The sequence below is a fragment of the Solibacillus sp. GQ1 genome (assembly GCF_059758555.1).
The window spans coordinates 478,528-503,772 of record NZ_JCAXEX010000001.1 but is presented as its reverse complement, the minus strand read 5'-3'; the positions used below and the strand labels follow the sequence as shown (position 1 = coordinate 503,772).

The 25,245-nt window shown below is 40.2% G+C and carries 23 protein-coding genes and 1 other annotated feature; all 23 genes read right to left on the bottom strand.

Features of this window, described 5'->3' with window-relative positions; genetic code table 11:
* Nucleotides 1–8: 8 nt before the first annotated feature.
* Nucleotides 9–923, bottom strand: coding sequence for an ABC transporter permease (locus AC6CH1_RS02310; RefSeq protein ID WP_251689441.1), 915 nt, complete (start codon nucleotides 921–923; stop codon nucleotides 9–11).
* A gap of 40 nt (nucleotides 924–963) precedes the next feature.
* A complete protein-coding gene (opp4B, locus tag AC6CH1_RS02305) occupies nucleotides 964–1,926 on the bottom strand; it encodes an oligopeptide ABC transporter permease (RefSeq protein ID WP_008403358.1) in 963 nt (320 codons plus the stop codon).
* 1 nt (nucleotide 1,927) lies between these two features.
* Nucleotides 1,928–2,875: an ATP-binding cassette domain-containing protein gene (locus tag AC6CH1_RS02300; protein WP_008403359.1), complete on the bottom strand. Its 948-nt coding sequence runs from the start codon at nucleotides 2,873–2,875 to the stop codon at nucleotides 1,928–1,930.
* Nucleotides 2,872–3,882, bottom strand: a complete 1,011-nt coding sequence (locus AC6CH1_RS02295; RefSeq protein ID WP_251689445.1) for an ABC transporter ATP-binding protein — start codon at nucleotides 3,880–3,882, stop codon at nucleotides 2,872–2,874. The genes AC6CH1_RS02300 and AC6CH1_RS02295 overlap by 4 nt, the downstream gene beginning before the upstream one ends.
* Nucleotides 3,883–4,384: 502 nt before the next feature.
* A complete protein-coding gene (pyrE, locus tag AC6CH1_RS02290; RefSeq protein ID WP_251689447.1) occupies nucleotides 4,385–5,017 on the bottom strand; it encodes an orotate phosphoribosyltransferase in 633 nt (210 codons plus the stop codon).
* A gap of 1 nt (nucleotide 5,018) precedes the next feature.
* Nucleotides 5,019–5,726 (bottom strand): orotidine-5'-phosphate decarboxylase, encoded by a 708-nt coding sequence (gene pyrF / locus AC6CH1_RS02285; RefSeq protein WP_427711017.1) that lies wholly within the window; start codon nucleotides 5,724–5,726, stop codon nucleotides 5,019–5,021.
* 1 nt (nucleotide 5,727) lies between these two features.
* Nucleotides 5,728–6,639 (bottom strand): dihydroorotate dehydrogenase, encoded by a 912-nt coding sequence (locus tag AC6CH1_RS02280; protein WP_427711019.1) that lies wholly within the window; start codon nucleotides 6,637–6,639, stop codon nucleotides 5,728–5,730.
* A complete protein-coding gene (locus AC6CH1_RS02275; RefSeq protein WP_498316222.1) occupies nucleotides 6,636–7,409 on the bottom strand; it encodes a dihydroorotate dehydrogenase electron transfer subunit in 774 nt (257 codons plus the stop codon). The genes AC6CH1_RS02280 and AC6CH1_RS02275 overlap by 4 nt, the downstream gene beginning before the upstream one ends.
* A gap of 1 nt (nucleotide 7,410) precedes the next feature.
* Nucleotides 7,411–10,608 (bottom strand): carbamoyl-phosphate synthase large subunit, encoded by a 3,198-nt coding sequence (gene carB, locus AC6CH1_RS02270; RefSeq protein ID WP_427711023.1) that lies wholly within the window; start codon nucleotides 10,606–10,608, stop codon nucleotides 7,411–7,413.
* Complete coding sequence (locus AC6CH1_RS02265; protein WP_251689457.1) at nucleotides 10,601–11,701, bottom strand: carbamoyl phosphate synthase small subunit; 1,101 nt, start codon at nucleotides 11,699–11,701, stop codon at nucleotides 10,601–10,603. The genes carB and AC6CH1_RS02265 overlap by 8 nt, the downstream gene beginning before the upstream one ends.
* Nucleotides 11,701–12,975 (bottom strand): dihydroorotase, encoded by a 1,275-nt coding sequence (gene pyrC / locus AC6CH1_RS02260; protein ID WP_079525066.1) that lies wholly within the window; start codon nucleotides 12,973–12,975, stop codon nucleotides 11,701–11,703. Before pyrC ends, AC6CH1_RS02265 begins: the two co-directional genes overlap by 1 nt.
* Entirely contained in the window at nucleotides 12,938–13,855 is a 918-nt protein-coding gene (locus AC6CH1_RS02255; protein ID WP_079525064.1) for an aspartate carbamoyltransferase catalytic subunit, read from the bottom strand. Before AC6CH1_RS02255 ends, pyrC begins: the two co-directional genes overlap by 38 nt.
* 248 nt (nucleotides 13,856–14,103) lie before the next feature.
* Nucleotides 14,104–15,402: a solute carrier family 23 protein gene (locus tag AC6CH1_RS02250; protein ID WP_498316221.1), complete on the bottom strand. Its 1,299-nt coding sequence runs from the start codon at nucleotides 15,400–15,402 to the stop codon at nucleotides 14,104–14,106.
* Nucleotides 15,403–15,424: 22 nt separating this feature from the next.
* Complete coding sequence (pyrR, locus tag AC6CH1_RS02245; protein WP_350477203.1) at nucleotides 15,425–15,967, bottom strand: bifunctional pyr operon transcriptional regulator/uracil phosphoribosyltransferase PyrR; 543 nt, start codon at nucleotides 15,965–15,967, stop codon at nucleotides 15,425–15,427.
* Nucleotides 15,968–16,720: 753 nt separating this feature from the next.
* The gene (locus AC6CH1_RS02240; protein ID WP_251689467.1) at nucleotides 16,721–17,623 is read right to left on the bottom strand and encodes an RluA family pseudouridine synthase; all 903 of its coding nucleotides are present in this window, start codon (nucleotides 17,621–17,623) and stop codon (nucleotides 16,721–16,723) included.
* Complete coding sequence (gene lspA, locus AC6CH1_RS02235; protein ID WP_079525056.1) at nucleotides 17,623–18,099, bottom strand: signal peptidase II; 477 nt, start codon at nucleotides 18,097–18,099, stop codon at nucleotides 17,623–17,625. Before lspA ends, AC6CH1_RS02240 begins: the two co-directional genes overlap by 1 nt.
* Nucleotides 18,100–18,369: 270 nt before the next feature.
* Nucleotides 18,370–18,696 (bottom strand): AzlD domain-containing protein, encoded by a 327-nt coding sequence (locus AC6CH1_RS02230; protein WP_251689470.1) that lies wholly within the window; start codon nucleotides 18,694–18,696, stop codon nucleotides 18,370–18,372.
* Nucleotides 18,693–19,409: an AzlC family ABC transporter permease gene (locus tag AC6CH1_RS02225; RefSeq protein ID WP_498316220.1), complete on the bottom strand. Its 717-nt coding sequence runs from the start codon at nucleotides 19,407–19,409 to the stop codon at nucleotides 18,693–18,695. The genes AC6CH1_RS02230 and AC6CH1_RS02225 overlap by 4 nt, the downstream gene beginning before the upstream one ends.
* 91 nt (nucleotides 19,410–19,500) lie before the next feature.
* The gene (gene ileS / locus AC6CH1_RS02220; RefSeq protein ID WP_498316219.1) at nucleotides 19,501–22,266 is read right to left on the bottom strand and encodes an isoleucine--tRNA ligase; all 2,766 of its coding nucleotides are present in this window, start codon (nucleotides 22,264–22,266) and stop codon (nucleotides 19,501–19,503) included.
* A 243-nt stretch (nucleotides 22,267–22,509) separates the two neighbouring features.
* Nucleotides 22,510–22,732: a binding site (T-box leader), on the bottom strand.
* Between the two features lie 66 nt (nucleotides 22,733–22,798).
* Nucleotides 22,799–23,344 (bottom strand): DivIVA domain-containing protein, encoded by a 546-nt coding sequence (locus AC6CH1_RS02215; RefSeq protein ID WP_251689476.1) that lies wholly within the window; start codon nucleotides 23,342–23,344, stop codon nucleotides 22,799–22,801.
* A gap of 95 nt (nucleotides 23,345–23,439) precedes the next feature.
* Nucleotides 23,440–24,228, bottom strand: coding sequence for a YlmH family RNA-binding protein (locus AC6CH1_RS02210; RefSeq protein ID WP_498316218.1), 789 nt, complete (start codon nucleotides 24,226–24,228; stop codon nucleotides 23,440–23,442).
* A 197-nt stretch (nucleotides 24,229–24,425) separates the two neighbouring features.
* Nucleotides 24,426–24,686, bottom strand: a complete 261-nt coding sequence (locus AC6CH1_RS02205; RefSeq protein WP_079525044.1) for a YggT family protein — start codon at nucleotides 24,684–24,686, stop codon at nucleotides 24,426–24,428.
* 22 nt (nucleotides 24,687–24,708) lie between these two features.
* Complete coding sequence (locus AC6CH1_RS02200) at nucleotides 24,709–25,245, bottom strand: cell division protein SepF (protein WP_251689481.1); 537 nt, start codon at nucleotides 25,243–25,245, stop codon at nucleotides 24,709–24,711.

Below are 25,245 nucleotides of genomic sequence, written 5' to 3'. Positions count from 1 at the left end.
CTCCCTTATTATCCTAAACGTTGTTTTGCGTCAGCTGCGCGTCGTAACGCTTGACCAACATAATTTATACCAAGCATCATTACTAAGATTAATATTGATGCAGGCAACCATACCCACCATTTACTCGATAAAATTATCGGGTTCATAGCATAACTTACTAAAGTTCCTAAACTTGGTGTTGACGGTGGTAAACCGAAACCTAAGAATGAAAGACCAGTTTCAATCCCTACATTTCCCGCAAAGCTTAATGTCACTTCGACAATTAAGATCGAGCTTAAGTTTGGCAATAACCCTTTAAACATGATCGCAAAATCACTTGTACCCATTGTTTTAGAAGCACTAATGTAATCGCGTCGTGCTTCAGAAAGTGCTTTAGATCGCACAAGTCTGGCCGTCGACATCCACTGAAATGCTGCAATAATTAAAATTAAGTCTAATATCCCGTATGATGGAATGATTGTTACGACTACGATGATAATCATTGTAGTTGGTAGAGTGATAAAGAAATCAATAATACGCATGAAGAAATTATCGATGAAACCACCGTAATATCCCATAATAATACCAAGCATAATACCGAGAACATTTGCAATAACCGTAACCGCAATTGCGATTAAAATTGAATTCTTCGCTCCGATAATGAGCTGGCCAAGCATGTCCCGACCGGCTTCATCGGCCCCAAGAATATACCCTCGGACACCTGGTTCAGTAAAGCGATCCAATAATTGAATTTTCATTACTTCAGTTTGATCAATTGTAAAGAATGCCATAATCATAATCGCAATCATTAACAGAATACTTCCTATTAATGAGAACATTGCTAATTTATCTTTTTTAAACTCTCGCCATATTACTTGAAAACCAGTTGGTGGAGAGCTTTGAGATTCTAATTTTTCTAATGTCTGTTCATTTTTGTTTTCCATGATTAAAATCACCTCTCCTTAGTCATTATTAATTGATTGATTAGTCTATGCGAATTCGCGGATCCACTATACTTAAGATAATATCGGATAATAGACTACCTAATAATGCTAAGAAGCCGTATAACATTACTAATGCCGTTATTACACTGTAGTCACGACTTGAAATGGATTCGACAAACAATTTACCCATTCCCGGATAAGCGAATACAGTTTCAATGAAAATCGATCCACCGAGTAAACCGGTAATCGTGAATCCTAAGAACGCCGCAATCGGTAACAAAGAGTTACGGAAGATATGACGTGAATATACTTTCTTCATCGGTATCCCTTTACTGCGTGCTGTTTTAACATAATCCATTGTTTTTGCATCAATAATTTCCGAACGTAAATATTGAATGACACCCGTCGTACCTAGCAGTGCATAGCTGGCTGCAGGTAACAATAAATGGTAGAATTTACTCCAATAATAACTCCAGGTTCCTGGATCTACCCCTATTTCCACCGTACCACTTGTCGGGAACCACATTAGCCGGTATCCGAAAATGAATACGAAAATTAAATACAGTACGAATGCAGGTATTGCATAAGAGATAAAGCTGTAAAGTACAATAGACTTATCTAAAAATGAATCGTGGTAACGTCCAGCCAGTACTCCTAGAGGAATCGCCAGCACATAAAGGAAAATTACACTAAGCAATGAAAGTAATAAAGTGTTCATAGCACGATCCCCAATAATATCTGCAACCGGCTTTTTAAATGTATAACTTTGACCGAAGTCACCTTGTGCTGCATTTGTTATCCAGTTATAGTACTGTACATACCATGGATCATAAAAACCTGCTTTAACACGTAATTCTTCAATAACATTCGGATCTGTTTCAGGAGTAATTAATCCTGTAAATGGATCCCCTGGCATTTGTTTCGCTAATATGAAAATTAGGAGACTTAAAATAAATAGCTGCGGAATCATTATTAATACACGGCGAACTATCGTTTTCCACATACTATACACGCTCCTTTTCATCTTCAGACATTGCTACTCGATGTGAGTCTGAAATCGATTTTAAAGGATATACTTTTCCATCCTTATCGTAATATTTATGTTGTTCCTGGCGATATGCTGCTTCAACTTGCTGACGTTCAAGCTTACGTTCAATTCGAGTTTCAGGCTCAATATCAGGAATTGCAGAAAGCAGACGATTTGTATAAATATGCTGCGGATTTGTGTAAATATCTTCACGCTTACCTGTTTCTACGAATCTACCTTTATACATAATAGAAATGTGGTCACACATATGGCGAACAACACCTAAATCGTGAGAGATGAATAAATAACTAATTCCATATTGCTCTTGAATATCCTTCATAAAGTTTAAAACTTGTGCCTGTACGGATAAATCAAGTGCCGAAACGGGCTCATCAGCAATAATCATTTTTGGGTTACATGCAACAGCACGGGCAATCCCTAAACGTTGCTTTTGTCCACCAGAAAATTCGTGCGGATATTTAAGTAGTACGTCCTCTGACATCCCTACAATTGCCAGTAGCTCATTAATACGTTTGCGCTCTTCTTGCGGAGACAACTTCAGGAAATTACGAATTGGCTCTGCTAAAATATCTAATACACGTTTACGCGGGTTCATACTGGAATGCGAATCCTGGAATATCATCTGGATATCTCGGTTATAGGCTGAATCACGTTTACGGCGTGCATTTGTTACATCTTCACCTTCGTACAGGATACGGCCTGATGTGATTTTCTCCAATCCGATAATCGCTTTACCGGTTGTTGATTTACCTGAGCCTGATTCACCTACAAGACCGTAAGTTTTTCCTCGGTCAAATTCCATCGTTACACCATCTACTGCGTAAACATGGTCAACTACTGTGTTAAAAAATCCACCTCGGATCGGATAGTGAACTTTTAAATCTTCTACTTGCATGAAACTCATTGATTTACGCTCCCTTCCTCATCCTCAAAATGGAATTCTTTCCAGCAAGTACAGCGTACAAGATGGCCAGGAGCAACTTCATGAAGCTGTGGATTTGCTTCATGTGCTGATTGCGGAATCCACGGGATACGTGATGAGAAACGGCAGCCTTGGCGTGGTAACTTCATTAAAGAAGGAACCATCCCCTGAATTATTTCTAATTTTTCATTCTCACTGTTTGTTTGAGGAATTGATTTCAGTAAAGACCTTGTATACGGGTGCTTCGGATTTCTGAATAATTCCACAACAGGTGCTTCCTCTATTACTTCTCCGGCATACATTACAGCTACTCGGTCCGCTACTTCAGCAACAACCCCTAAGTCATGTGTAATTAAAATAATACCTGATTGAATTTCATCTTGTAGTGACTTTAATAAGTCTAAAATTTGCGCTTGGATTGTTACATCAAGCGCTGTTGTCGGTTCATCCGCAATAATAATTGCAGGCTTTCCTGATAATGCGATCGCGATCATAACACGCTGACGCATACCACCCGATAACTGATGCGGGAATTGACTTGCAACACGTTGCATATTCGCAATCCCTACTTGATCCAGTAATTCAATAACACGTTTTTCACGTTGTTCTTTAGTTAATTTTGTATGATAAATTAACCCTTCTTCAATTTGCTCTCCGATACGCATTAATGGGTTTAATGCAGAAAGTGGATCTTGGAAAATGAAGCCGATGTCATTTCCTCTTAACTTATTAAACTGTTCATCTGTCAATTTAACTAAGTTTTGATTGTTGTAAAGTATTTCACCTTCAACTTTTGTAGTAACTGAATTGTGCAACCCGACTATTGATGTTGCCAAAGTACTTTTCCCGCAACCTGATTCACCAACAATTGCTAAAATCTCATTTTTGCGAAGCGTTAACGAAACATTGTCTACAGCTGGGTAGTATGTATCTTTAATTCGGAAACTCGTACGTAAATTTCGGATTTCTAATAATTCATTCGTAGACATTAAATAACCGCTCCTTTCTCCTTAAACATACATTCGACTCTGCTAAACTCGCTCTATATTAAATTTTTCCAAATAGATTAAAATACCCTTTTCAAAAAAATTTAAACCTTGCTAATACTCAGTCTTTTTAAAATATTAATAATTTGTTAATTTTTTGTACTACACCGTAAATTATCCATAAAATATATTTACATGTCAATTATTAAACTTTCTAACTATTCTAATTTAACATTTTAAATTTATCAATAGCAAACTATTCTTTTAAGTTTAAATTTTCCGATAATTTACTATAAAAAATAACGCTTTATGATTATAATTATGTCTTTTCAACATAAAAACAACTAGAAATACTTTTTTATGCGGTTTAATAAAATTTAAATTCATTAAACTTCATTATTGAAAAAACTGATAATTTGCATAATGGAATTATATAACTATAACAAAAACGTGTAAAGTATAATTTTGATAACTTCACACGTTTTCGAATATTTTTAATATTTTTTTATTTTAGATTTCCCGTTTTTAAGTCTTGATGCCACTTTTTCAGGAATGGAATATCATCTTCCTGAATAGCAGCTGCTTCTTTTGCTGCAGCGATTAAGTAATCGAAATTTGTTAAAGAAACAAATTTAACGCCAGCTTCATCAAATACCTTATCTGCTTTAGGCAGATTATATGTATACACACATACTACCCCTAATACTTCACAACCTGCATTACGTAACGCTTCAACAGCAGTAATGGAAGAACCTCCTGTTGAGATGATATCCTCAATTACGACTACTTTTTGACCTTTGGCATATTTTCCTTCAATCTGGTTTCCGCGCCCATGCTCTTTTGCTTTTGAACGCACATACACCATTGGCAATTGCAAAATATCCGCAACCCAGGCAGCATGAGGAATTCCCGCAGTAGCAGTACCCGCAACTACTTCACAGTCAGAAAAATGCTCGTTGATTAATGATGATAGTCCATTGGCAATCTGTTTGCGAATAACAGGATCCGAAATTGTTAAACGTGTATCGCAGTAAATTGGTGACTGAATTCCTGAAGCCCATGTAAATAAATCGGTTGGATTTAATTCCACTGCTCCTACTTTTAGCATTGCATGTGCAATTTCGTTTTGTAATGACATTTTAGTTAGCCTCCCATAAGTTACAAACTTCTTGATACGCTTTTACCGGATTGACAGCACCAGTAATGGCACGACCTACAACAATTAGTGATGAACCGTCCTTTTTAGCTCCATCCGGTGTTGCAATACGCTGTTGATCATGTGCTTCCCCACCAAGCATACGAATCCCCGGTGTCACCCGTAAAAAGTCATCACCGCATGCTTCACGGATTGCCTGTGCCTCATGAACAGAACAGACTACACCTTGAAGACCAGCTTGTTTTGTCAGCTGCGCATATTGTAAAACGGATTCATTTAAAGATAAGGCAATTTTTTGCTCATCTTGCATTTGCTGTTCTGTCGTAGACGTCAGTTGTGTAACGGCAATTAATGCTGCTCTTTTAGCCCCGGCTGGTGTACCGGCCTCCAAACCTTCTAATGCACCTTCCATCATCGTACGGCCACCTGCTGCATGGACATTCACTAAATCCACACCAAGCCCCGCTAAGCCTTTCATCGCTGATTTCACAGTGTTCGGGATGTCATGAAGTTTTAAATCTAAAAATATATCATGCCCTTGTTCTTTTACTTTCCTTACAATATTAGGACCTTCCTGCATATACAGTTCCATTCCAATTTTAACGAAAAGTTTCGCTTCGAATTGTGCTAAAAAGCTCATAACGTCTTTTTCACCGGGAAAATCTAAAGCAATAATAGGTTTTGTATTCATATTAACGGTGGCTCCTTCCGATAATTCCTGAAATATGGTCCACATTTAATGTGTCCAGCAAGTCCGGTAATTCTTCAATGATTGTCGGGCATACGAAATGATCAACAAAGTTTGCTGTCCCGACTGCTACAGCTGATGCACCAGCGGACATAAAGTCTATTACATCCTGTGCACAAGTTACCCCGCCCATGCCGATTATCGGAATGTTTACTGCTTTATAAACGTCATACACCATACGTATCGCTACCGGTTTTATGGCTGGACCTGATAAGCCACCTGTCCCGTTTGCAATGACAGGTTTCCCTGTACGCTCGTCCAAACGCATTCCCACAAGTGTGTTAATCATCGTTATACCATCCGCACCACCTGCTTCAACCGCTTTGGCAATGTCTACGATATTTGTCACGTTCGGAGATAGTTTTACATATACAGGTACACTTGAAACCGCCTTTACAGCAGCAGTTAACTGTCTGGCTGTTTCCGGATCCGTCCCGAACTGTATGCCGCCGCATTTTACATTCGGACAAGAAATATTCAATTCTAACGCTTTTACGTTAGATGCCTTTGAAATACGCTCTGCTACTTCCACATAATCCGCAACTTCTGTTCCGGCAACATTGGCAATAACCGGGACATCATAGCTTTCCAAAAACTTCAGCTCTTCTGCCATTACCTTTTCAATCCCTGGATTTTGCAGACCGATTGCATTAAGCATACCAGCTGATGTTTCGGCTACACGCGGTGTCGGATTTCCTTTACGCGTTTCCACTGTTGTTGCTTTAATCATGATGGCACCAAGCTTTGACAAGTTATAAAGCTGGGCATATTCGCGCCCAAAGCCAAAGCAGCCTGACGCAGGCATAATTGGATTTTTTAAGTCCAAACCTGGCAATTGTAAGTTTAAACGGCTCATAATGCCACAACTCCTTTCGGGAATACTGGCCCATCCGAGCACACTTTAACATAATCTTTTCCGTAACCTTCAGTCGTATCGCATACACATGCAAAGCACGCACCGATACCGCAGCCCATCCGTTCCTCAAAGGATAGGTACCCCTCTTTTTCAGGGTAATAGCCTTCTAAAGCACGCAGCATCGGCAATGGACCACATGAATAAAGCAGATCGAACTCAGGTTTTACTTCATCAAATACCGTTGTAACAAACCCTTTAGTTCCCTTCGTTCCGTCTACTGTTGCATAGTACGTATCGCCTAAAGCGTTGAACTGTTCCTCGTAGAAGCATACATCCTCTGATTGGAAGCCTAGTACATGGATCGTTTTCACGCCGCGCGCATTCAGTTGTTTCGCTAATTCATGGAGCGGCGGGACACCTATTCCCCCACCTACTAAAAGCGCTGTCTGGCCGGGTTTTGCCGCGTCAACAGGAAACCCGTTCCCTAACGGACCTAATACATCCACGATTTCATTTTCACGGTTTGTTGCCAGAAATTTTGTGCCGCGACCTTCAGCACGGTAAATCATCGTGAATTCATTTTTTTCTTTATCTACATTGGCAATACTGATTGGTCGACGCAACAAGGGCTCGAATGTATTTGACACCTTTACATGAACAAACTGGCCAGGCGACATGTCCTGAACCAGTTGTCCTTGTAGTGTCAATTCGAAAATGTTCGTCGCAATTTGCTTTTGTGCTACAACTGTCATTTTCTCTTGACGAATCATTTTAGTGTACTACCTCCGCTTTCGGCATTTCTTCTGCTGTAAATGTCATTGATTCAATTACGCGCAGCATTGCTTCTGCTGTGTCTAATGAAGTCAGACATGGTACGCCGTTTTCTACCGATTCACGGCGAATACGGAAGCCATCACGTGCCGGCTGTTTCCCTTTTGTTAATGTATTGACTACTAATTGGGCTTCACCGTTTTGAATCATATCAATCAATGTTTTGCCTTTACCCCCGATTTTTTCAACAACATCTGTTTTAATACCATTTGCTTCAAATGTTTTTGCTGTACCTTCTGTTGCTACGATGCGGTAGCCTACTGTTGAGAAGCGTTTCGCCAGGCTGATTGCTTCCTGTTTATCTTTATCAGATACAGTGAACAGGATGGTACCATGTGTTTTAATTTCCATGCCTGCTGCCACGAAGCCTTTATATAATGCTTTTTCATATGTTGCGTCTTTCCCCATTACTTCCCCTGTAGATTTCATTTCAGGTCCTAATGTAATGTCGACACGGCGTAATTTGGCGAATGAGAATACCGGTACTTTTACGAATACCCCTTGCTGTTCTTTTGCCAGTCCTGTTGGGTAGCCTTGTTCAATAATCGATTGACCAAGGATCGCTTTTGTTGCGATATTTGCCATTGGGATGTTTGTAATTTTACTTAAAAACGGTACAGTACGGCTTGAGCGAGGATTTACTTCGATTACATAAATTTCGCCTTTGCTCATTACATATTGGATATTCATTAAGCCGACAATACCAAGGCCTTTTGCCAGGCGAGTCGTATAGTCTACTAATGTTTCTTTCTGAGCATCTGTTAACTTTTGTGGTGGATATACACTGATTGAGTCACCTGAGTGCACACCTGCTCGTTCAACATGTTCCATAATCCCTGGAATTAATACATTCTCACCGTCGCAAATGGCATCGACTTCAATTTCCTGTCCCGTTAAGTAACGGTCTACTAATACAGGGTGATCCGGTGATGCTTCAACCGCGTTTGTCATATAGTGAGCAAGTTCTTCCATGTTATAGACGATTTCCATTGCACGGCCGCCTAGTACATATGATGGGCGAACTAATACAGGGAAACCTAAACCTTCCGCAATTTTCATCGCACCTTCAGCTGATGTTGCTGTATCGCCAGGAGGCTGCGGAATTTTCAGTTCTTGTAATGCCGCTTCAAATTTATTACGGTTTTCAGCACGGTCGATATCTTCAAGTGATGTCCCTAAAATTTTCACACCGTTTGCTTCAAGCTTATCCGCTAAATTGATTGCTGTTTGTCCGCCGAACTGTACAACTACACCGATTGGCTGCTCCAGATCGATAATATGCATCACATCTTCAATTGTTAATGGCTCGAAGTATAATTTATCCGAAATCGAGAAGTCAGTTGAAACCGTTTCTGGATTTGAGTTAATGATGATTGCTTCATAGCCTGCTTCCTGAATTGCCCATACAGAGTGAACTGTTGCATAGTCGAACTCAACCCCTTGACCGATACGGATCGGACCTGAGCCAAGTACTACTACAGAAGGTTTGTCAGTACGGATGGACTCATTTTCATCCTCATATGTGCCATAGAAGTATGGTGTATTCGATTCGAATTCTGCCGCACATGTATCAACCATTTTATATACTGGAATAATTCCATGCTCTTTACGGAAATCATAAACCGCTTGCTCTTCCATTCCCCAAAGCTGTGCAATTTTTTTATCCGCAAAGCCTAATCGTTTCGCTGTGCGTAAAATTTCCTGATTGCCAATGTTTTCTGCCAATGTTGTTTCCATATCTACAATTTTTTTCAGCTTCGTTAAGAAGAACATATCAATCGCAGACCATTCATGGATTTTTTCCACTGTCACACCACGGCGAATTGCTTCACCGATAAAGAATAGACGTTCATCCCCTGCTTTTTTAATACGCTTTTCAATCCATGCATCAGTTAAATCATCCGCATTTTTCATTTCAATATGCACATGGCCTGTTTCCAATGAACGAACAGCCTTTAAAATCGCTTCTTCAAATGTACGACCAAGTGCCATTACTTCCCCAGTCGCTTTCATTTGTGTACCAAGGTTACGTTTTGCTGATTCAAACTTATCAAATGGCCAACGTGGAATTTTTGCGACAATGTAGTCAAGTGCCGGTTCGAAGCAAGCGAATGTTGAACCTGTAACAGGATTTTTAATCTCATCCAATGTAAGTCCTACTGCGATTTTTGCTGCAAGCTTTGCAATCGGATAGCCTGTCGCTTTTGATGCTAATGCAGATGAACGCGATACACGCGGGTTTACTTCAATTACATAGTACTGGAATGAGTAAGGATCCAATGCCAGCTGAACGTTACAGCCACCTTCGATTTTTAATGCGCGAATAATATCGAGTGAAATGTTTCGCAGCATTTGGTTTTCACGATCCGATAATGTTTGTGTTGGTGCAACAACAATCGAGTCACCTGTATGGATACCGACCGGGTCAAAGTTTTCCATATTACATACAACGATTGCATTATCCGCCGCATCACGCATTACTTCGTATTCAATCTCTTTAAAGCCTGCGATTGATTTTTCCAGTAAACATTGTGTTACAGGAGAATATTTTAAACCAGACGTTACAATTTCCTGTAAGTCCTGATCGTTATAGCAAATTCCGCCGCCTGTTCCGCCAAGTGTAAATGCCGGACGGACAATTACCGGATAACCAATTTTTGCAACGAATGCTTTTGCTTCTTCCATGTTATGAATAATATCTGACTCTGGAACCGGTGCACCAAGTTCATACATTAAGTTACGGAACAAGTCACGGTCCTCCGCTTTATGAATCGCATCCAGTTTCGTACCTAGAATTTCAATTCCTAGTTCATCTAAAATGCCGGATTCATCAAGCTCGATTGCCATATTTAATCCTGTTTGACCACCTAATGTAGATAGAATGGCATCCGGACGCTCTTTACGTAAAATACGCGATACAAATTCAAGGCTGATTGGCTCGATGTATACCTTGTCTGCGATTTCAGTATCTGTCATAATTGTCGCCGGGTTCGAGTTAATTAAAATTACTTTATAGCCCTCTTCTTTTAATGAAAGACATGCTTGTGTCCCTGCATAGTCAAATTCCGCTGCTTGACCGATTACGATCGGACCTGAGCCGATTACTAAAATTGTATTTATATCTGTACGTTTAGGCATATTGGTTCTCCTTTGCTGCTTCAATTTCCATCATTTCGATAAATTCGTCAAATAGGTAGTTTGAATCTTCAGGACCTGGTGATGCTTCCGGGTGATACTGCACAGTGAAAATCGGATATTTCTTATGGCGTACCCCTTCACAAGTCCCATCATTTAAAGCGACATGCGTTAACTCTAGATCAGTATCTTTTAATGACTCGATATCAATTGCATAGCCATGGTTTTGGCTCGTTAAATCCGTGCGACCAGTACGCAGATTTTTTACCGGGTGATTTCCGCCTCGGTGACCGAATGGCAATTTAAATGATTTCGCGCCACAAGCTAGTGAAAACAGCTGGTGCCCTAGACAAATACCGAAGATTGGCACTTTTCCGATTAGTCCTTTAATTGTTTCGATTCCTTCTGCTACATCTTCCGGGTTCCCTGGACCATTTGAAAGCATGATGCCATCCGGATGCATTGCTAAAATTTGTTCGGCAGTCGTATTGTAAGGTACGACCAGTACATCACAGTCACGCTTATTCAGTTCGCGTAAAATTCCGTGCTTCATTCCAAAGTCGATCAGTACAACACGTTTTCCACGTCCTGGAGACGGGTATGCCGCTTTTGGCGATACTTCGCGGACATGGTGTGTAATATACGGTGTTTCCTGTAATTGAGCTACGATCTGTGCGATATCTACTTCGGCATCTGCTTCAGTTAAAATCGCTCGTACAGCTCCTTTTGTACGAATAATGCGCGTTAATTTTCTTGTATCGATTCCTTCTATGCCAGGAATATCTTGCGCTGCCAAGTAATCCCCCAATGACATGTCCGAGCGCCAGTTTGATGGCTGCTCTGCCAATTCACGCACTACAAAACCGCGGATTGCAGGAGTAATTGCTTCAAAGTCATCACGGTTAATGCCGTAATTTCCGACTAACGGGTATGTTAAAGTAACAATTTGCCCGTAAAATGATGGGTCTGAAATAGTTTCCTGGTAGCCTGTCATCCCTGTAGTAAATACAACTTCTCCTTGACTTGCTTTATCACTTCCAAATGCAGTACCTGTAAATACAGTGCCATCTTCTAAAATTAGTAAACGCTTCTTCATTATTCTGCCTCCTGATATACAATATTGCCTTCAAACATCGTTACTACCGGCCACCCTTTTGCTGTCCATCCGTTAAATGGTGTATTGCGTCCTTTAGAAACAAACCCCTCTGCATCGATTGCCTGTTCCTTATCCAAATCGATTAGTACAAGATCCGCTGAAGCGCCTACTTCCAATGTTCCGTATGGAAGATCGAAAATTTGGGCTGCTTTTACACTCATCCAGTCGACTAATTGCTTTAATGTCCATTTCCCTGTCGCTACAAAATTTGTATACAATAATGGGAATGCTGTCTCAAAACCAACAATACCAAATGGTGCCCCAACCATACCGCAGCATTTTTCCTCTTCTGTGTGCGGTGCATGATCTGTCGCGATACAGTCAATCGTACCGTCCAGCAGTGCTGCATGCAGTGAGTCTTTATCGTCTGCAGCTCGTAATGGCGGGTTCATCTTCCAGTTCGCATCATCTGATGGAATGTCCATTTCTTCTAATAATAAGTGGTGTGGACAAACTTCCGCAGTCACTTTAATTCCTGCTGCTTTTGCATCTCTTACAGCACGTACGGATTCTTTCGTCGATACGTGGCATACATGGTAACGTGCACCAGCCGCTTCAGCCAGCAGTACATCTCGTGCAATTTGTACTGACTCGCAAATAGAAGGAATCCCTGGTAATCCAAGTTCTTTATTGCGTTTTCCTTCATGCATAACCCCATCGTAAATAAGTGAATTATCTTCACAGTGTGCAACAACAACCGCATCGATTTTTGCTGCCTGCTGCATTTGCTCATACATAGTCGACGCTAGCTGGATACCGATTCCGTCATCCGAGAAAGCGACTGCACCTTGTTCTTTTAACTCTTGCATATTCGTGCGTACTTCACCTGAAATGTCTTTTGTTAATGAACCATATGGTAATACTCGAATTACTGCACTTTCTTTGATCAATCCGTTAATGAGCTGCATGTTTTCTACCGAATCCGGTACCGGCTTCGTATTTGGCATCGCACAAATTGTTGTAAAACCGCCTTTTGCTGCAGATGCCGAGCCTGTTGCAATTGTTTCTTTATGTTCAAAGCCAGGCTCACGTAAATGTGTATGTACATCGACAAAACCTGGTGATGCGAAATGGCCTTTACCATCAATCAGCTTAGCGCCAGCTGGAATGTCTCCATTAATCGAAGCGATTTTGCCGTTTTCTATTACAATAGTAGATACTACTAATTCGCCTTCCTCATTGAGTAGCTTCACATTTTGTATAACTGTAGTCATATTGATCTCTTCCTTTCAAAATCGTTTCTAAAATGGCCATTCGTGTAAATACACCGTTTCGCACTTGTTCAAAAATGCGGGAACGACTGCATTCAACAAGGGCATCCGCAATTTCCACATCGCGGTTTACCGGTGCCGGGTGCATAATGATAGCCCGCTCTTTCATTCGCTGTTCACGTTCAATTGTTAAGCCATACTCTGCATGGTAGCTTTCTTTTGAAAAGTTTTTACTTACGGAGTGACGTTCATGCTGGATACGCAGCAGCATGATGACATCGCTGTCTTCCAGTACTTCATCCCAGCTATGTGCCGCTTCGAAATTGCCTGCCCATGCTGGCGGACAAAGGAATCGAACATTTGCCCCTAAACGAGTAAGTGCAGTCGCATTTGATTTTGCAACACGGCTATGTGAAATATCACCGACGATTGTAATATTCAAATCTTCGAATCGCCCGAATTCTTTTTGAATCGTATATAAATCCAGCAGTGACTGGGAAGGATGCTGGCCTGCGCCGTCTCCTGCATTGATCACCGCACACCCGATACCTTCTAGAAGTTCGTTGTAATATTCATCTTCCTTATCCCGAATAACGACTGCATCGATTCCGATCATTTCCAATGTTTTGACTGTATCGTACAGCGTTTCTCCCTTTGTTGTGCTCGAGAACTCCGCATCAAACGGAATAACTGTACATCCTAGTCGACGCTCTGCCATTTCAAAGCTCGTTTTTGTACGTGTACTTGGCTCAAAGAAAAGGTTTGCTACATGAAATTCACGTTGTAACACAGGTTTTTCTCCATCTTCGAAATGCTGTGCTCGATTTAAAATCATCATTATTTCTTCATTTGACAAATGTTCCATCGATAATAAGTTTTTCATGTGAGTACCTCCACTTATATCAATTACGCCCCGGCGCAAATGCTAGCTTGATATTATTTTATTACATTATGAATATTTAATCTACTTTTTGTTTAAATATACAATATCTCGTCATAAATAAGCCTCGCTATCATCATTAGCGAGGCTTGGAGGGTGTGACAAGGTAAGGCATCATCCTGTTGATGAACCTTTCATGCATGTCATACCCTTCCTTGCCTCTCTGGACAATCTTTAAAAGGTATATTATTTTAGTCTTCTGTTTCGTAAATATCTTTTTCTGTAACTTCACGACCTGGCAATACAAGATTCAAGATGACACCGATGATTGATGCTAATGCCATTCCTTCAATCGCAAAGGTTTCTGTAAAGCGCATTGCTGCCCCGCCAATTCCGACTACCAATATTACGGATGCAATGACCATGTTTCGGTTATTTCCGAAGTCTACTTTGCTTTCCACTAACATACGTAAACCACTTGCTGCAATAATCCCGAATAACAGGATTGATATACCGCCAAGTACTGCTGTCGGGATTGTTTCAATCAGTGCCATCAGCTGACCTGAGAACGATACGACGATGGCAACAACCGCTGCCCCTAAAATGACATACACTGAATATACACGTGTGATCGCAAGAACCCCGATATTTTCGCCGTATGTTGTTTTTGGCGGACCACCGATCAGCGCTGAAGCAAATGTTCCAAGACCGTCACCTAACAGCGAACGATGTAAGCCCGGGTCCTTAATATAGTTGCGGTTTACAACTTTCCCCAATACTAGCTGGTGACCAATATGTTCTGAAATCGTTACAATGACAATCGGCACCATCCCGATAAAAATTGCTCCTGTAAGTTGGAACTCGTAGTTTACACCAGGGATTAAAAAGTCCGGCAATGCGAAGAACTTCGCATTGTGTACTGCCGTGAAGTCAACGATTCCAATAATGACTGAATATACATAGCCGACTACAATTCCCATTAAAATCGGCATTGCGCTTAAAATATTTTTAAAGAATACGTTGAAAATAATCGCCGTAGCTAATGTTACTAATGCTGCCGAGAAGTGAAGCCCGCTATATTCGCCGTCCACATTCATCGCCATATCTACTGCCGTGCCTGATAATCCTAATCCGATTACGATGATTACCGGTGCAACGACAATCGGCGGCAAAATGTTCATCAGCCATTTATAGCCTGTTTTCCAGATTAATAATGCTACGATTGCATAAACAATCCCGACCATCATTGCCCCGATCATTGCATTTCCAGGGTTGATGGAAACACCTGCTTCTGTTAAGCCTGCCACTAATATAATCGGAGAGATAAAGGCAAATGATGAACCTAAGTAAGCCGGTACTTTAAACTGTGTGATAATCAAAAAGATAATTGTCGCAATTCCGCTTGTTAAAAGCGCAATGGATGGGCTTAACCCGACTAATTTTGGTACTAAAATTGTTGATCCGAACATGGCAAACATGTGCTGGAAACTAAATGTAATCAGCTGCCCTACTGTAGGTTTTTCATGAATATCCAATACTGCTTTCGTCATGATGTTCTCTCCCTGTATTCACTTATTCCTCAAATTTATGAATTGTTACAATATCTTCTTTGTCTGTTTCTACTAGATTGACGACAATGCGTTCAACGCTTGATGTCGGGATATTTTTCCCTACATAATCAGCACGTATCGGCAATTCGCGATGGCCCCGGTCAACGAGAACCCCAAGCTGGATTTGTGCCGGTCTGCCTAAGTCCATAATGGCATCCAATGCTGCACGAACTGTTCTTCCTGTATAAAGAACATCATCGATCAGTACAACTTTCTGATCCTTTACTTGGTGCTCAATATCGACTTGCTTAACTTGTGCCTGATCGTGCTTAGGTGTTAAATCATCTCGGTACAATGTAATATCAAGCTCTCCTGTGCGAATCGCTTTTCCTTCAATCGTTTCGATTCTTTCCGCAAGCCGTCTTGCCAAATAGGCACCGCGTGTTTTAATCCCGACTAAAATCACTTCATCAATGCCTTTGTTACGTTCAATAATTTCGTGTGCAATTCGTGTAATCGCACGGTTCATCGATGGTCCATCAAGTAATACTGTAAAGTTTTCCATGTTTTTTTCTCCTTTCGTTTTTTCCGTGTTCACAGGGTATGATCAATGTAAGTTTCAAACAAAAAACCCCCTAGAAAGTTCTAGAGGGTTTGAAAAGTCATGTTGAAAAACTGCACACGGGTATTTTTGCGCACAAAAATTCCGTTGCTTCACATTATCCCTTCTCAGCCTCTCTGGACTGCCATTAAAGGTGAACAATATTCAGATTGATTTGATTTGCCGTGACTACCTGCTTGCTCTCGTCAAGTTCTGTAGCTCACTGTTGTCAGTATAGGCTTGATTATTTTATAAGTCAATAAACTTTGTGAAGGTCAGACAACTGAAAATTAATGTTTGAGGAGTTTGAATTTATTACGAGGTGAGGATTTTCTACTAAGTGTGGTGAATGTTCTAATATAATTTGAAATCTTCTAATAAAAATCCGATCTTCTAATATAATGGCGAATTGTTCAAATAAGTGTTCTAAATTTTCTAATAAATCTTTTCAATGTGCTAATATTTCCAAAGCTTTTTTCTAATATCCGTAGATATATTCTAATAAATTCAGTTTAGGCTACCTGAATGCTTCTACATACAGATAATAGCATCTCAAATCGACCCCCTTGCCACCCGTTTTCTAATAAAAGCTCTACATCTTCTAATATCGCCGCAGTAAGTTCTAATATCTGTTTCAAAAATTCTAATAAAAGCCGGGGCAATGCTTCCCAACCTAAAAAAACAGCCTCCCCCAAAAAAGGAGACGGCTGTTCGCGATTACCCGCGTAATTCTTCTAATAATTGTTTGAAATCTTCCGGTAGTGGTGATTCAAACTCTAAATATTCTTTCGTTACAGGGTGAATAAATCCTAATACACCTGCATGTAATACTTGGCCGCCGAAATCGATAGTTTTTCTTGGACCGTATTTTGGATCGCCTGCTAACGGGAAGCCGATGTAATTCATATGCACACGGATTTGGTGAGTACGTCCTGTTTCAAGACGGCACTCCACTAAAGTAAACTCACCGAAACGCTCGATTACTTGGAAATGTGTAACCGCATGCTTGCCCTTATCGACAACTGCCTGCTTTTGACGGTCTTTTTGGTCACGGCCGATTGGTGCATCAATTGTTCCTTTTTCATGCGCAATATGACCATGTACTAAAGCCGTATATTTACGTGTTACCGACTTCTCAACAAGCTGATTAACAAGACTTTCATGAGCAACATCATTTTTTGCAACCATTAATAAACCGGACGTATCCTTATCAATACGGTGTACAATACCTGGACGTGCTACACCGTTGATGCCTGATAAGTCTTTACAATGATGCATTAAACCATTTACTAATGTGCCTGAAGTATGGCCTGGTGCCGGGTGAACTACCATTCCACGCGGTTTATTCACAACTAATACGTCGGCATCTTCGTAAACGATTTCCAAATTTAAATCTTCTGGAATGATTTCCAAATCTTCTACTTCCGGAATCGTTACTTCAATAACGTCCCCTTGCTTTACTTTATATTTTGGTTTTACGGTTGCACCGTTTACTAAAATACGTTCTGCATCCAGCCAGTTACTAATTTGCGAACGTGACCAAGATTCTTCCATTTGTGAAAGCGCCTTATCGATACGTTCCCCTGCAAATTCTTCTATTGTTAATGTGACTACTGTCATTATTTCACCTTTTTCTTATCCTTTTTTTCTTCTAGTATGATCGTAATGAAAAGCATTACAACAGCAATTGTTAAAGCTGCGTCTGCGATATTGAAGATTGGGAAATGATAATTGATTACCGGTATAAAAACATCGACAAAATCAACTACTTCTCCTCGGAATAAACGGTCAATAAAGTTACCGACCGCACCACCTAATAACAACATTAAACTTACATGAAATAGTGGCTTACCCTTTGCTTCTGTATGATTAAAATAAATAATTGCGATAATGACAGCAACTGTTACGAGTGAGAACAACCACATTTGTCCTTCCAACATGCCCCATGCCGCACCACGATTACGATGCGATAAGATGCCAAACCAAGGATCCCACACACTGATGCGTTCCCCTAATTCCATATTTTTAACAATGAGCCACTTTGTCCATTGATCCAAAATGACTGCAATTATTGCGATTCCGTAATATTTATACACAGCAAATCCTCCGTTTACGATATATCTTACCTATTTTAACATAATATCAGACCATCTGATATTTTTAATGTGTGAAAAGTGACAATAAAAGCAGCAGCTTCTACTTTTTAGGTAAAAGATCTACTTTTCATGCTAAAGATTCTACTTTCGGTGATCAAGCTTCTACATTCGAATCCATATTAGCTATTAAAAGAGCAGCTACTACATTTAATTATGAAAAAAGCTTGTTTAGTCACATTCAACTAAACAAGCTCAAAACCCTCTAAACCTTCAACCAAAAAATAATCGCAATCCTGCCATTGTCAACACTCCGGCAATAACTGTTTTCGATAGACTTTTGGTAAGTAAAGCAATAAATAACGTAGGAATAAACGCCATCACATTAAGCCAATGAACCGTAACGATTGCTTCTTCTTTCTCGAAGAAGCCTTCTATTACGAGGGCGGACAATATACAGACAGGTATGTAGGCAAGCCAGCGCAGCACGATTTTCGGCATCTTCATATTTTTCACTAATATAAACGGTAATATTCTAGGAATCCACGTTACTAGGGCGCAGCCTAAAATTAGTAATACCATCGCTACCGAGGTTGTCATTTTTCCAATGCCACCCCAATCGTTGCAACAATTACGGTTGATAACAGGACAGCTAAATGCCCGGGCATAAAGTAAAGCATCCCGTACATGCTGATAACCATAATGAGGATTAGTTTTATGTAATGCATTAATTTTTCTTTTGGAATGCTCGCAAGTGTCAGAACAAGCAGTGCGACAAACATTGCCACCAAAGCATAGTCCAATCCCCACTTTTCCGGGTCCGGCAGCCATTGCCCGATAACGCCGCCTATCGTACATGCCGCAATCCAAGTTGTATAGGCCGTTATGTTTAAGCCATCCATCCACTTCCCGCCAAGACGTCCTTCTTTTCCGGCACTAACGACGGAAACACCAAATGTTTCATCTGTCAGCAATGTCCCGAACCCGATATTACGCAGCATGGAATACTTTGTGAAATACGGGGCAATAGTCAAAGACATAAGCAAGTGCCGTAAATTGACGATAAAAATGGTAGCAATGACCGCCGTTACAGGGGCACCGGCTAAATACAGGCCACAAAAGATAAACTGGGCGGATCCTGCATATACAAGTACCGAAAGTAAAAATACTTCCAATACCGAAATTCCCGAAGCAATTCCGACAACACCAAATGCAAGACCGATACTAATATAGCCGAGCAATGTCGGCACACAGTCTTTTACCCCCTGCAGAAACGTATCAGGAGTTAATAACTTCTGTTCGATTCGTTCCAAAATGTACAACTCCTAAATAATTTATTTTTTCAAAAAATAAAAAAGGTATAAAGGAACGCCATTGCCAAAATGGCAATAGCGTTCCGGATTTTTATACGTAATAGTTTTCTACAACATCTGCACAACGTTTACATAATGTAGGGTGATTTTCGCTTGCGCCTACTGTTTCTGAAATTGTCCAGCAACGCTCACATTTTTCACCGTCAGCTTTTTCAACAACTAACGCTGTTTTATCAAGTACCAACGCTTCTGCAGGTGCATTTTCCTTACTGCCTGCGATAACGAATTGAGATACAATTGAAAGCTGTGCAAAATCGATGTTTGCATCATTCAATAGCTCGACTGTTTCACTATCTGCATAAACCGAAATTTTTGCTTCCAGTGATTTACCGATTGTTTTTGCATTACGCGCTTCTTCCAATGCTTTTAACACTTCATTGCGTACTGCGATTACTTTTACCCACTTCGTACGTAGTTCTGCAAAGTTTGCCTGTTCTACTACTTCAGGGAAATCTGTTAATTGGACAGATTGTGGCTTGCGATCGAATTCGATGTAGCTCCATAACTCTTCAGTCGTATGTGGAATAATTGGCGTTAATAGTTTTACTAGTGCCATTAATGTATCATACATAACTGTTTGCATTGCACGACGGTCTTTATTATCTGTTCCTTCGATATATACAACATCCTTTGCGATATCCAAGTAGAATGAAGAAAGCTCGATAGCTACAAAGTTATTTACAGTTGTGTATACAGTTGAGAAGTCATAACGGTCATAAGCTTCACGGATTGTCTTTACAACATCCTGTAAGCGCATGTACATATACTGATCCATTTCACGTAATTCTTCATAAGCTACACGGTCAGTTGTTTCGTTAAAGTCAGTCACATTTCCGTGCAGGAAGCGCAATGTATTACGCACTTTACGGTATGTTTCAGAAACTTGCTTCAACATATCCATTGAAATTCGAACATCGCCTGTATAGTCGACAGATGCTACCCACATACGAATGATGTCGGCACCGTATTGGTTCATTACTTTAATCGGGTCAATCGTGTTGCCAAGTGATTTAGACATTTTGCGTCCTTCGCCATCCAATACGAAACCATGTGTTAATAAACCTTTATATGGTGCATGCCCATTAATCGCAACTGATGTGATTAATGATGAGTTGAACCAGCCGCGGTGTTGGTCAGAACCTTCAAGATAAAGGTCAGCAGGATATTTCAGTCCGCGCTCTGCTAAAACACCTTGGTGAGATGACCCTGAGTCGAACCATACGTCCATAATGTCGTTTTCTTTTGTAAACTTGCCGTTCGGGCTGCCTTCATGTGTAAAACCTTCTGGAAGCAAGTCTTTTGCTTCACGCTGGAACCAAATATTTGAACCGTGTTCACGGAATAATTTTGAGATATGCGCGATTGTTTCTGGTGTGATAATCGGTGTTTCATCTTCCGCATAGAAAATCGGAATTGGCACACCCCATGCACGCTGACGAGAAATTACCCAGTCACCGCGGTCGCGAATCATATTGTAAAGACGTGTTTCTCCCCATGCCGGTGTAAATTCTGTCGCTTTTACGGCATCTAATAATTCATCACGGAACATTTCAACAGATGCAAACCATTGTGGTGTTGCACGGTAAATTACCGGTTTTTTCGTACGCCAGTCATGCGGGTATGAGTGTGTAAATTTAGAAACATGCAATAAAGCATTTTCTTCTTTTAATTTTTCAATAACAACCGGATTTGCTTTTTCGTAGAATAATCCTTCAAAACCAGGTGCTTCATTTGTATAGCAGCCACCGTTATCTACTGGTGATAAAATGTCAAGACCATAGCGTTTCCCGATCTGATAGTCGTCTTCACCGTGGCCCGGTGCTGTGTGTACACAACCCGTACCAGCATCAGCAGTTACGTGGTCACCAACCATTACTAATGAATCACGCTTGTAAATAGGATGTTCTGCAACGATCATATCAAGCTGTTCACCTTGTACTTCCTGAACGATTTGAACATCTTCCCAGCCAAATGTTGCTGATAACTTTTCAAGTAAATCTTTTGCTACGATATATTTGCTGCCGTTTGTTTCAACGACAACATAAGTGAATTCAGGGTTAACTGAAATCCCTAAGTTTGCTGGAATTGTCCATGGCGTTGTTGTCCAGATGACAAATTTGGCATCTGCCGGTACTACGCCTTTGCTGTCTTTAATGCCGAATGCAACATAAATTGAATACGATTCTACATCTTTATATTCGATTTCCGCTTCTGCCAAAGCAGATTCAGAAGACGGTGACCAATACACCGGTTTTAGACCTTTATAAATATAGCCCTTCTCCGCCATTTTCCCGAATACTTCAATTTGGCGTGCTTCGAATTCAGGTTTTAATGTGATATACGGATTTTCCCAGTCACCACGTACACCTAGGCGACGGAATTGGCTTTTTTGGTTTTCGATTTGTTCATAAGCGTATTTTTCACAAAGCTCACGGAATTCTGCAACCGACATTTCTTTACGCTTAACACCTTTATTTGTTAATGCCTGCTCGATTGGCAAACCGTGTGTATCCCAACCTGGAATATATGGAACATGGAAACCTGACATTGATTTTTGGCGGTTAATCATATCTTTGATAACTTTGTTTAATGCGTGACCAATATGGATGTCTCCGTTTGCATATGGAGGGCCATCATGCAACAAGTAGTGAGGACGATCTTGTGTACGCTCCAGCACTAATTTGTTAATATCCATTTCATCCCATTGTGCTTGAACTTGCGGTTCCTTTGTTGGTAAACCGCCGCGCATAGGGAAGTCGGTTTTCGGCATTAATAACGTGTCTTTATACTCTACCATTGTAAATTCCTCCTAGTGATCTTATCGAGTGTTGATTTCTAATCCGGGTCGGGGGCCAACACAATGTTGCTCACGAATGCATTGTCACAGGACGTGACGATTTTAGCATTCATTCAATTTTCCCCTAAATTCTAATCAACAGCTTTTAGCTAATAATGTAGCGTTCTAAATTACTCATGTTTTTTAATGCTCTTAAGGATTTGGTAGCTTTTTAAATAACAAAAAAGCCCCTCCATCCCTGTAAAAAGGGACGAGGAGCATTAGTCTCGTGGTACCACCCTAAATTCGCTAAATAAAATTAGCCTCATTAGACACTGTAACGTCGTGTGCTACGAAATAACTTACTCGAATTTCAGTTATTTAGCTCAGGAGTGATTTTCGATTTAACTTGCTTTGTTCGAGCTCTCACCATCCTCGAATCGCTATACCACAATGTTAAATTTACTGTCTCCGTCAAAGCCTGATGCAAGTGCATCCTATTCATTATTTTTCAGTATATGAAAAGGCTGTATAAAATGTCAAGTACCGTTGACTAATACACGGCATTTTCGTCATTTTGGTTCTCTTCTTTGATTTCTTTACGATTGTTTTCCTGAATTTCCGTTAAGTCAACGTCATATTCCAGTAATTGATCCCAATCCCCTGTATTCAGTAAATCAAGCTGTGCTTCCACTAACATTTTAAATCTGTTGCGGAATACTTTTGACTGTTTTTTCAATTCGTCAATCTCAATCGTCACTTTTCTCGCTTTTGCCAATGCGTCATTTACAATACGATCTGCATTTTTTTCAGCTTCTTTAACGATGAGCTTTGCTTCTTTTTCGGAATTGCGACGAACTTCGCCAGCTGCCTCTTGAGCAACAACAATTGATTTCTGTAATGTGTCTTCCAATGAATTGTAATGATTCATCTGTTCCGACATCATTTTAATCTTTTCTTCGAGCTCTTTTTTCTCGCGTAAAACAATTTCATAATCTTTTATAATCTGATCTAAAAATTCATTTACTTCGTCTTCTGCATAACCACGGAACCCACGTGTAAACTCCTTATTATGTATATCAAGAGGTGATAATGGCATATCGTTCTACTCTCCTTTTTTACGTACATTCTTACAAGTATTATAAACGTTTCTTTAGGGAATAACATCATGTTTTCCTAAAAAACAGTTGAAAATTATACTTTTTGCTCTAAACGTCCTACTTGTAATCGAATCTTATCTTTTTTTGTCCGTCCTTCTGTCAGGATGACTTTTAACCGCCCATATCCTCTTGCTGAAATAATGTCGCCTTCCTGCAATTCAAAGGCCACAGCTTCCCTGACAGTCCAGTTAACTTTTACTTTTCCGGCATTGATTAAACTTTGTGATTTTTGGCGGGAGATATTAACGATTGTTGCTAAAACCACATCAAGGCGCATTGAAGAAACCGTATGCGAGCTTTCGACCCATTGCTCCTCATTTTGGATATACGGTGTAGTGGCATCCATTTCCTCGGCACTTACTTTCACTTTGCCGATACTCGTTAAATGCATCCGTACATAATCCGCGATTTCCGATGCAATGGCAAATTGGACCGTATTATCGGCAAGCCGAATATCCCCAAACTTGCTCCGGTCTAAGCCAATCGATAATAAGGCCCCTAACACATCAGGATGGCGCAGCTGAATAAATTTTGTCGGGTAATTCAGTGAATATACAGCAATTTGAAAATCGGTTTCTGCCGGCTCATAATACGAAGGGGCTATCAGCATTCGTTTACGTTCCGCCTCTTCAAATATACCTTCAGTGAACACATGGAGATCATCTGATTGCTGAACGATGGACTCTACGATAAAACGCTGTCTCGGATCTAAAAAATCGGTCAATTTTGGAGCATAGCGATCCTCTACTTCACGCTGCCATCCAATAACTTGCTCAATGAAAGGTTGTTCATCTTTACGAAAATGTTGGATTAAATGCTCCATCATAATTCCTACTTTCTTTTAAACTGTGTTACTAATTTTTCCACTTTCTGATTAAATTAAACTTTTAATTTATGTATACAGCATGCATTCAGCCAATTTAAAACCTTTTCCAGTTGAATGTTGCCCCATTTCAATCCGATAACCGCGAAACAACCGGAAATAAAGAAAACTCCTACAATGGCAGGAGTTCAATTAGATTATAAGAAAAATGCTAGGACGCCATAGACGCCTCGCTCGATAAATACTAACGCGAATAAACCGACAATTGGTGAAATATCAATCATCCCAATCGGTGGAATAAATTTGCGGAAGAATCCTAAATACGGTTCACATACTGTTTCCAGGAAACGACCAACAGCCGATTCTTGCAATGCCGGAACCCAAGACATTAATATGTATCCAATCAGCATAAAACGGTAAACAAGAAATGCTGTTGATACAATTGAAAATATAATCATATTTTTACCTCACAAAATTTAATTACTCGAACGTTAAATTAGAAATTTCTCCTGATACTTCTACATTTTCTGGTGTACATAAGAAAATATCATTTCCAATACGCTGAATATCTCCACCTAAAGCATACACTGTTCCGCTCAGAAAATCGATTATTCGCTTCCCTTGATCTCGGTCGATGCGCTGTAAATTAACAACGGTAGCACGTTTATTTTTCAAATGTTCTGCGATATCCTGCGCCTCTGCATACACGCGTGGTTCTAATAATACTAATTTGGAATTCTTCGATGAAGACGCAGCTTGAAGGCTCACAACATTGTTATGATTTTGCATCACGACTTCATTGCGTGGTGGTTGCTGTTGCATTTTACGCTCCTTCTTCATTCGGTTTTGAATGAGTTGTGGTTGCTGCTTTTGTCCATAATCCTGGTAAAATTGCTGTGGTTCATTTTGAACTGCTTTTGGTGCTTGTTTTTGCACTGTTTGCGTTTGGGCAGGAGCATAATCTTCTTCTATTTCTTCTAAATAAAAGAACTTGTCAAAAATATTTTTAATGCTCAT

Excerpts from the sequence above, each read along its gene's own strand:
- carB (WP_427711023.1), bottom strand. The coding sequence starts at position 10,608 with ATGCCTAAACGTACAGATATAAATACAATTTTAGTAATCGGCTCAGGT.
- pyrC (WP_079525066.1), bottom strand. The coding sequence starts at position 12,975 with ATGACTACAGTTATACAAAATGTGAAGCTACTCAATGAGGAAGGCGAA.
- opp4B (WP_008403358.1), bottom strand. The coding sequence starts at position 1,926 with ATGTGGAAAACGATAGTTCGCCGTGTATTAATAATGATTCCGCAGCTA.
- AC6CH1_RS02280 (WP_427711019.1), bottom strand. The coding sequence starts at position 6,639 with ATGAGCCGTTTAAACTTACAATTGCCAGGTTTGGACTTAAAAAATCCA.
- AC6CH1_RS02205 (WP_079525044.1), bottom strand. The coding sequence starts at position 24,686 with ATGATTATATTTTCAATTGTATCAACAGCATTTCTTGTTTACCGTTTT.
- AC6CH1_RS02230 (WP_251689470.1), bottom strand. The coding sequence starts at position 18,696 with ATGACAACCTCGGTAGCGATGGTATTACTAATTTTAGGCTGCGCCCTA.
- AC6CH1_RS02250 (WP_498316221.1), bottom strand. The coding sequence starts at position 15,402 with ATGACGAAAGCAGTATTGGATATTCATGAAAAACCTACAGTAGGGCAG.
- AC6CH1_RS02200 (WP_251689481.1), bottom strand. The coding sequence starts at position 25,245 with ATGAGCATTAAAAATATTTTTGACAAGTTCTTTTATTTAGAAGAAATA.
- ileS (WP_498316219.1), bottom strand. The coding sequence starts at position 22,266 with ATGGTAGAGTATAAAGACACGTTATTAATGCCGAAAACCGACTTCCCT.
- pyrE (WP_251689447.1), bottom strand. The coding sequence starts at position 5,017 with ATGTCATTACAAAACGAAATTGCACATGCAATGCTAAAAGTAGGAGCA.
- pyrF (WP_427711017.1), bottom strand. The coding sequence starts at position 5,726 with ATGAATACAAAACCTATTATTGCTTTAGATTTTCCCGGTGAAAAAGAC.
- AC6CH1_RS02275 (WP_498316222.1), bottom strand. The coding sequence starts at position 7,409 with ATGATTCGTCAAGAGAAAATGACAGTTGTAGCACAAAAGCAAATTGCG.
- pyrR (WP_350477203.1), bottom strand. The coding sequence starts at position 15,967 with ATGGAAAACTTTACAGTATTACTTGATGGACCATCGATGAACCGTGCG.
- AC6CH1_RS02240 (WP_251689467.1), bottom strand. The coding sequence starts at position 17,623 with ATGACAGTAGTCACATTAACAATAGAAGAATTTGCAGGGGAACGTATC.
- AC6CH1_RS02265 (WP_251689457.1), bottom strand. The coding sequence starts at position 11,701 with ATGAAGAAGCGTTTACTAATTTTAGAAGATGGCACTGTATTTACAGGT.
- AC6CH1_RS02295 (WP_251689445.1), bottom strand. The coding sequence starts at position 3,882 with ATGTCTACGAATGAATTATTAGAAATCCGAAATTTACGTACGAGTTTC.
- AC6CH1_RS02300 (WP_008403359.1), bottom strand. The coding sequence starts at position 2,875 with ATGAGTTTCATGCAAGTAGAAGATTTAAAAGTTCACTATCCGATCCGA.
- AC6CH1_RS02255 (WP_079525064.1), bottom strand. The coding sequence starts at position 13,855 with ATGAAAAACTTATTATCGATGGAACATTTGTCAAATGAAGAAATAATG.
- AC6CH1_RS02310 (WP_251689441.1), bottom strand. The coding sequence starts at position 923 with ATGGAAAACAAAAATGAACAGACATTAGAAAAATTAGAATCTCAAAGC.
- AC6CH1_RS02210 (WP_498316218.1), bottom strand. The coding sequence starts at position 24,228 with ATGGAGCATTTAATCCAACATTTTCGTAAAGATGAACAACCTTTCATT.
- AC6CH1_RS02215 (WP_251689476.1), bottom strand. The coding sequence starts at position 23,344 with ATGCCATTATCACCTCTTGATATACATAATAAGGAGTTTACACGTGGG.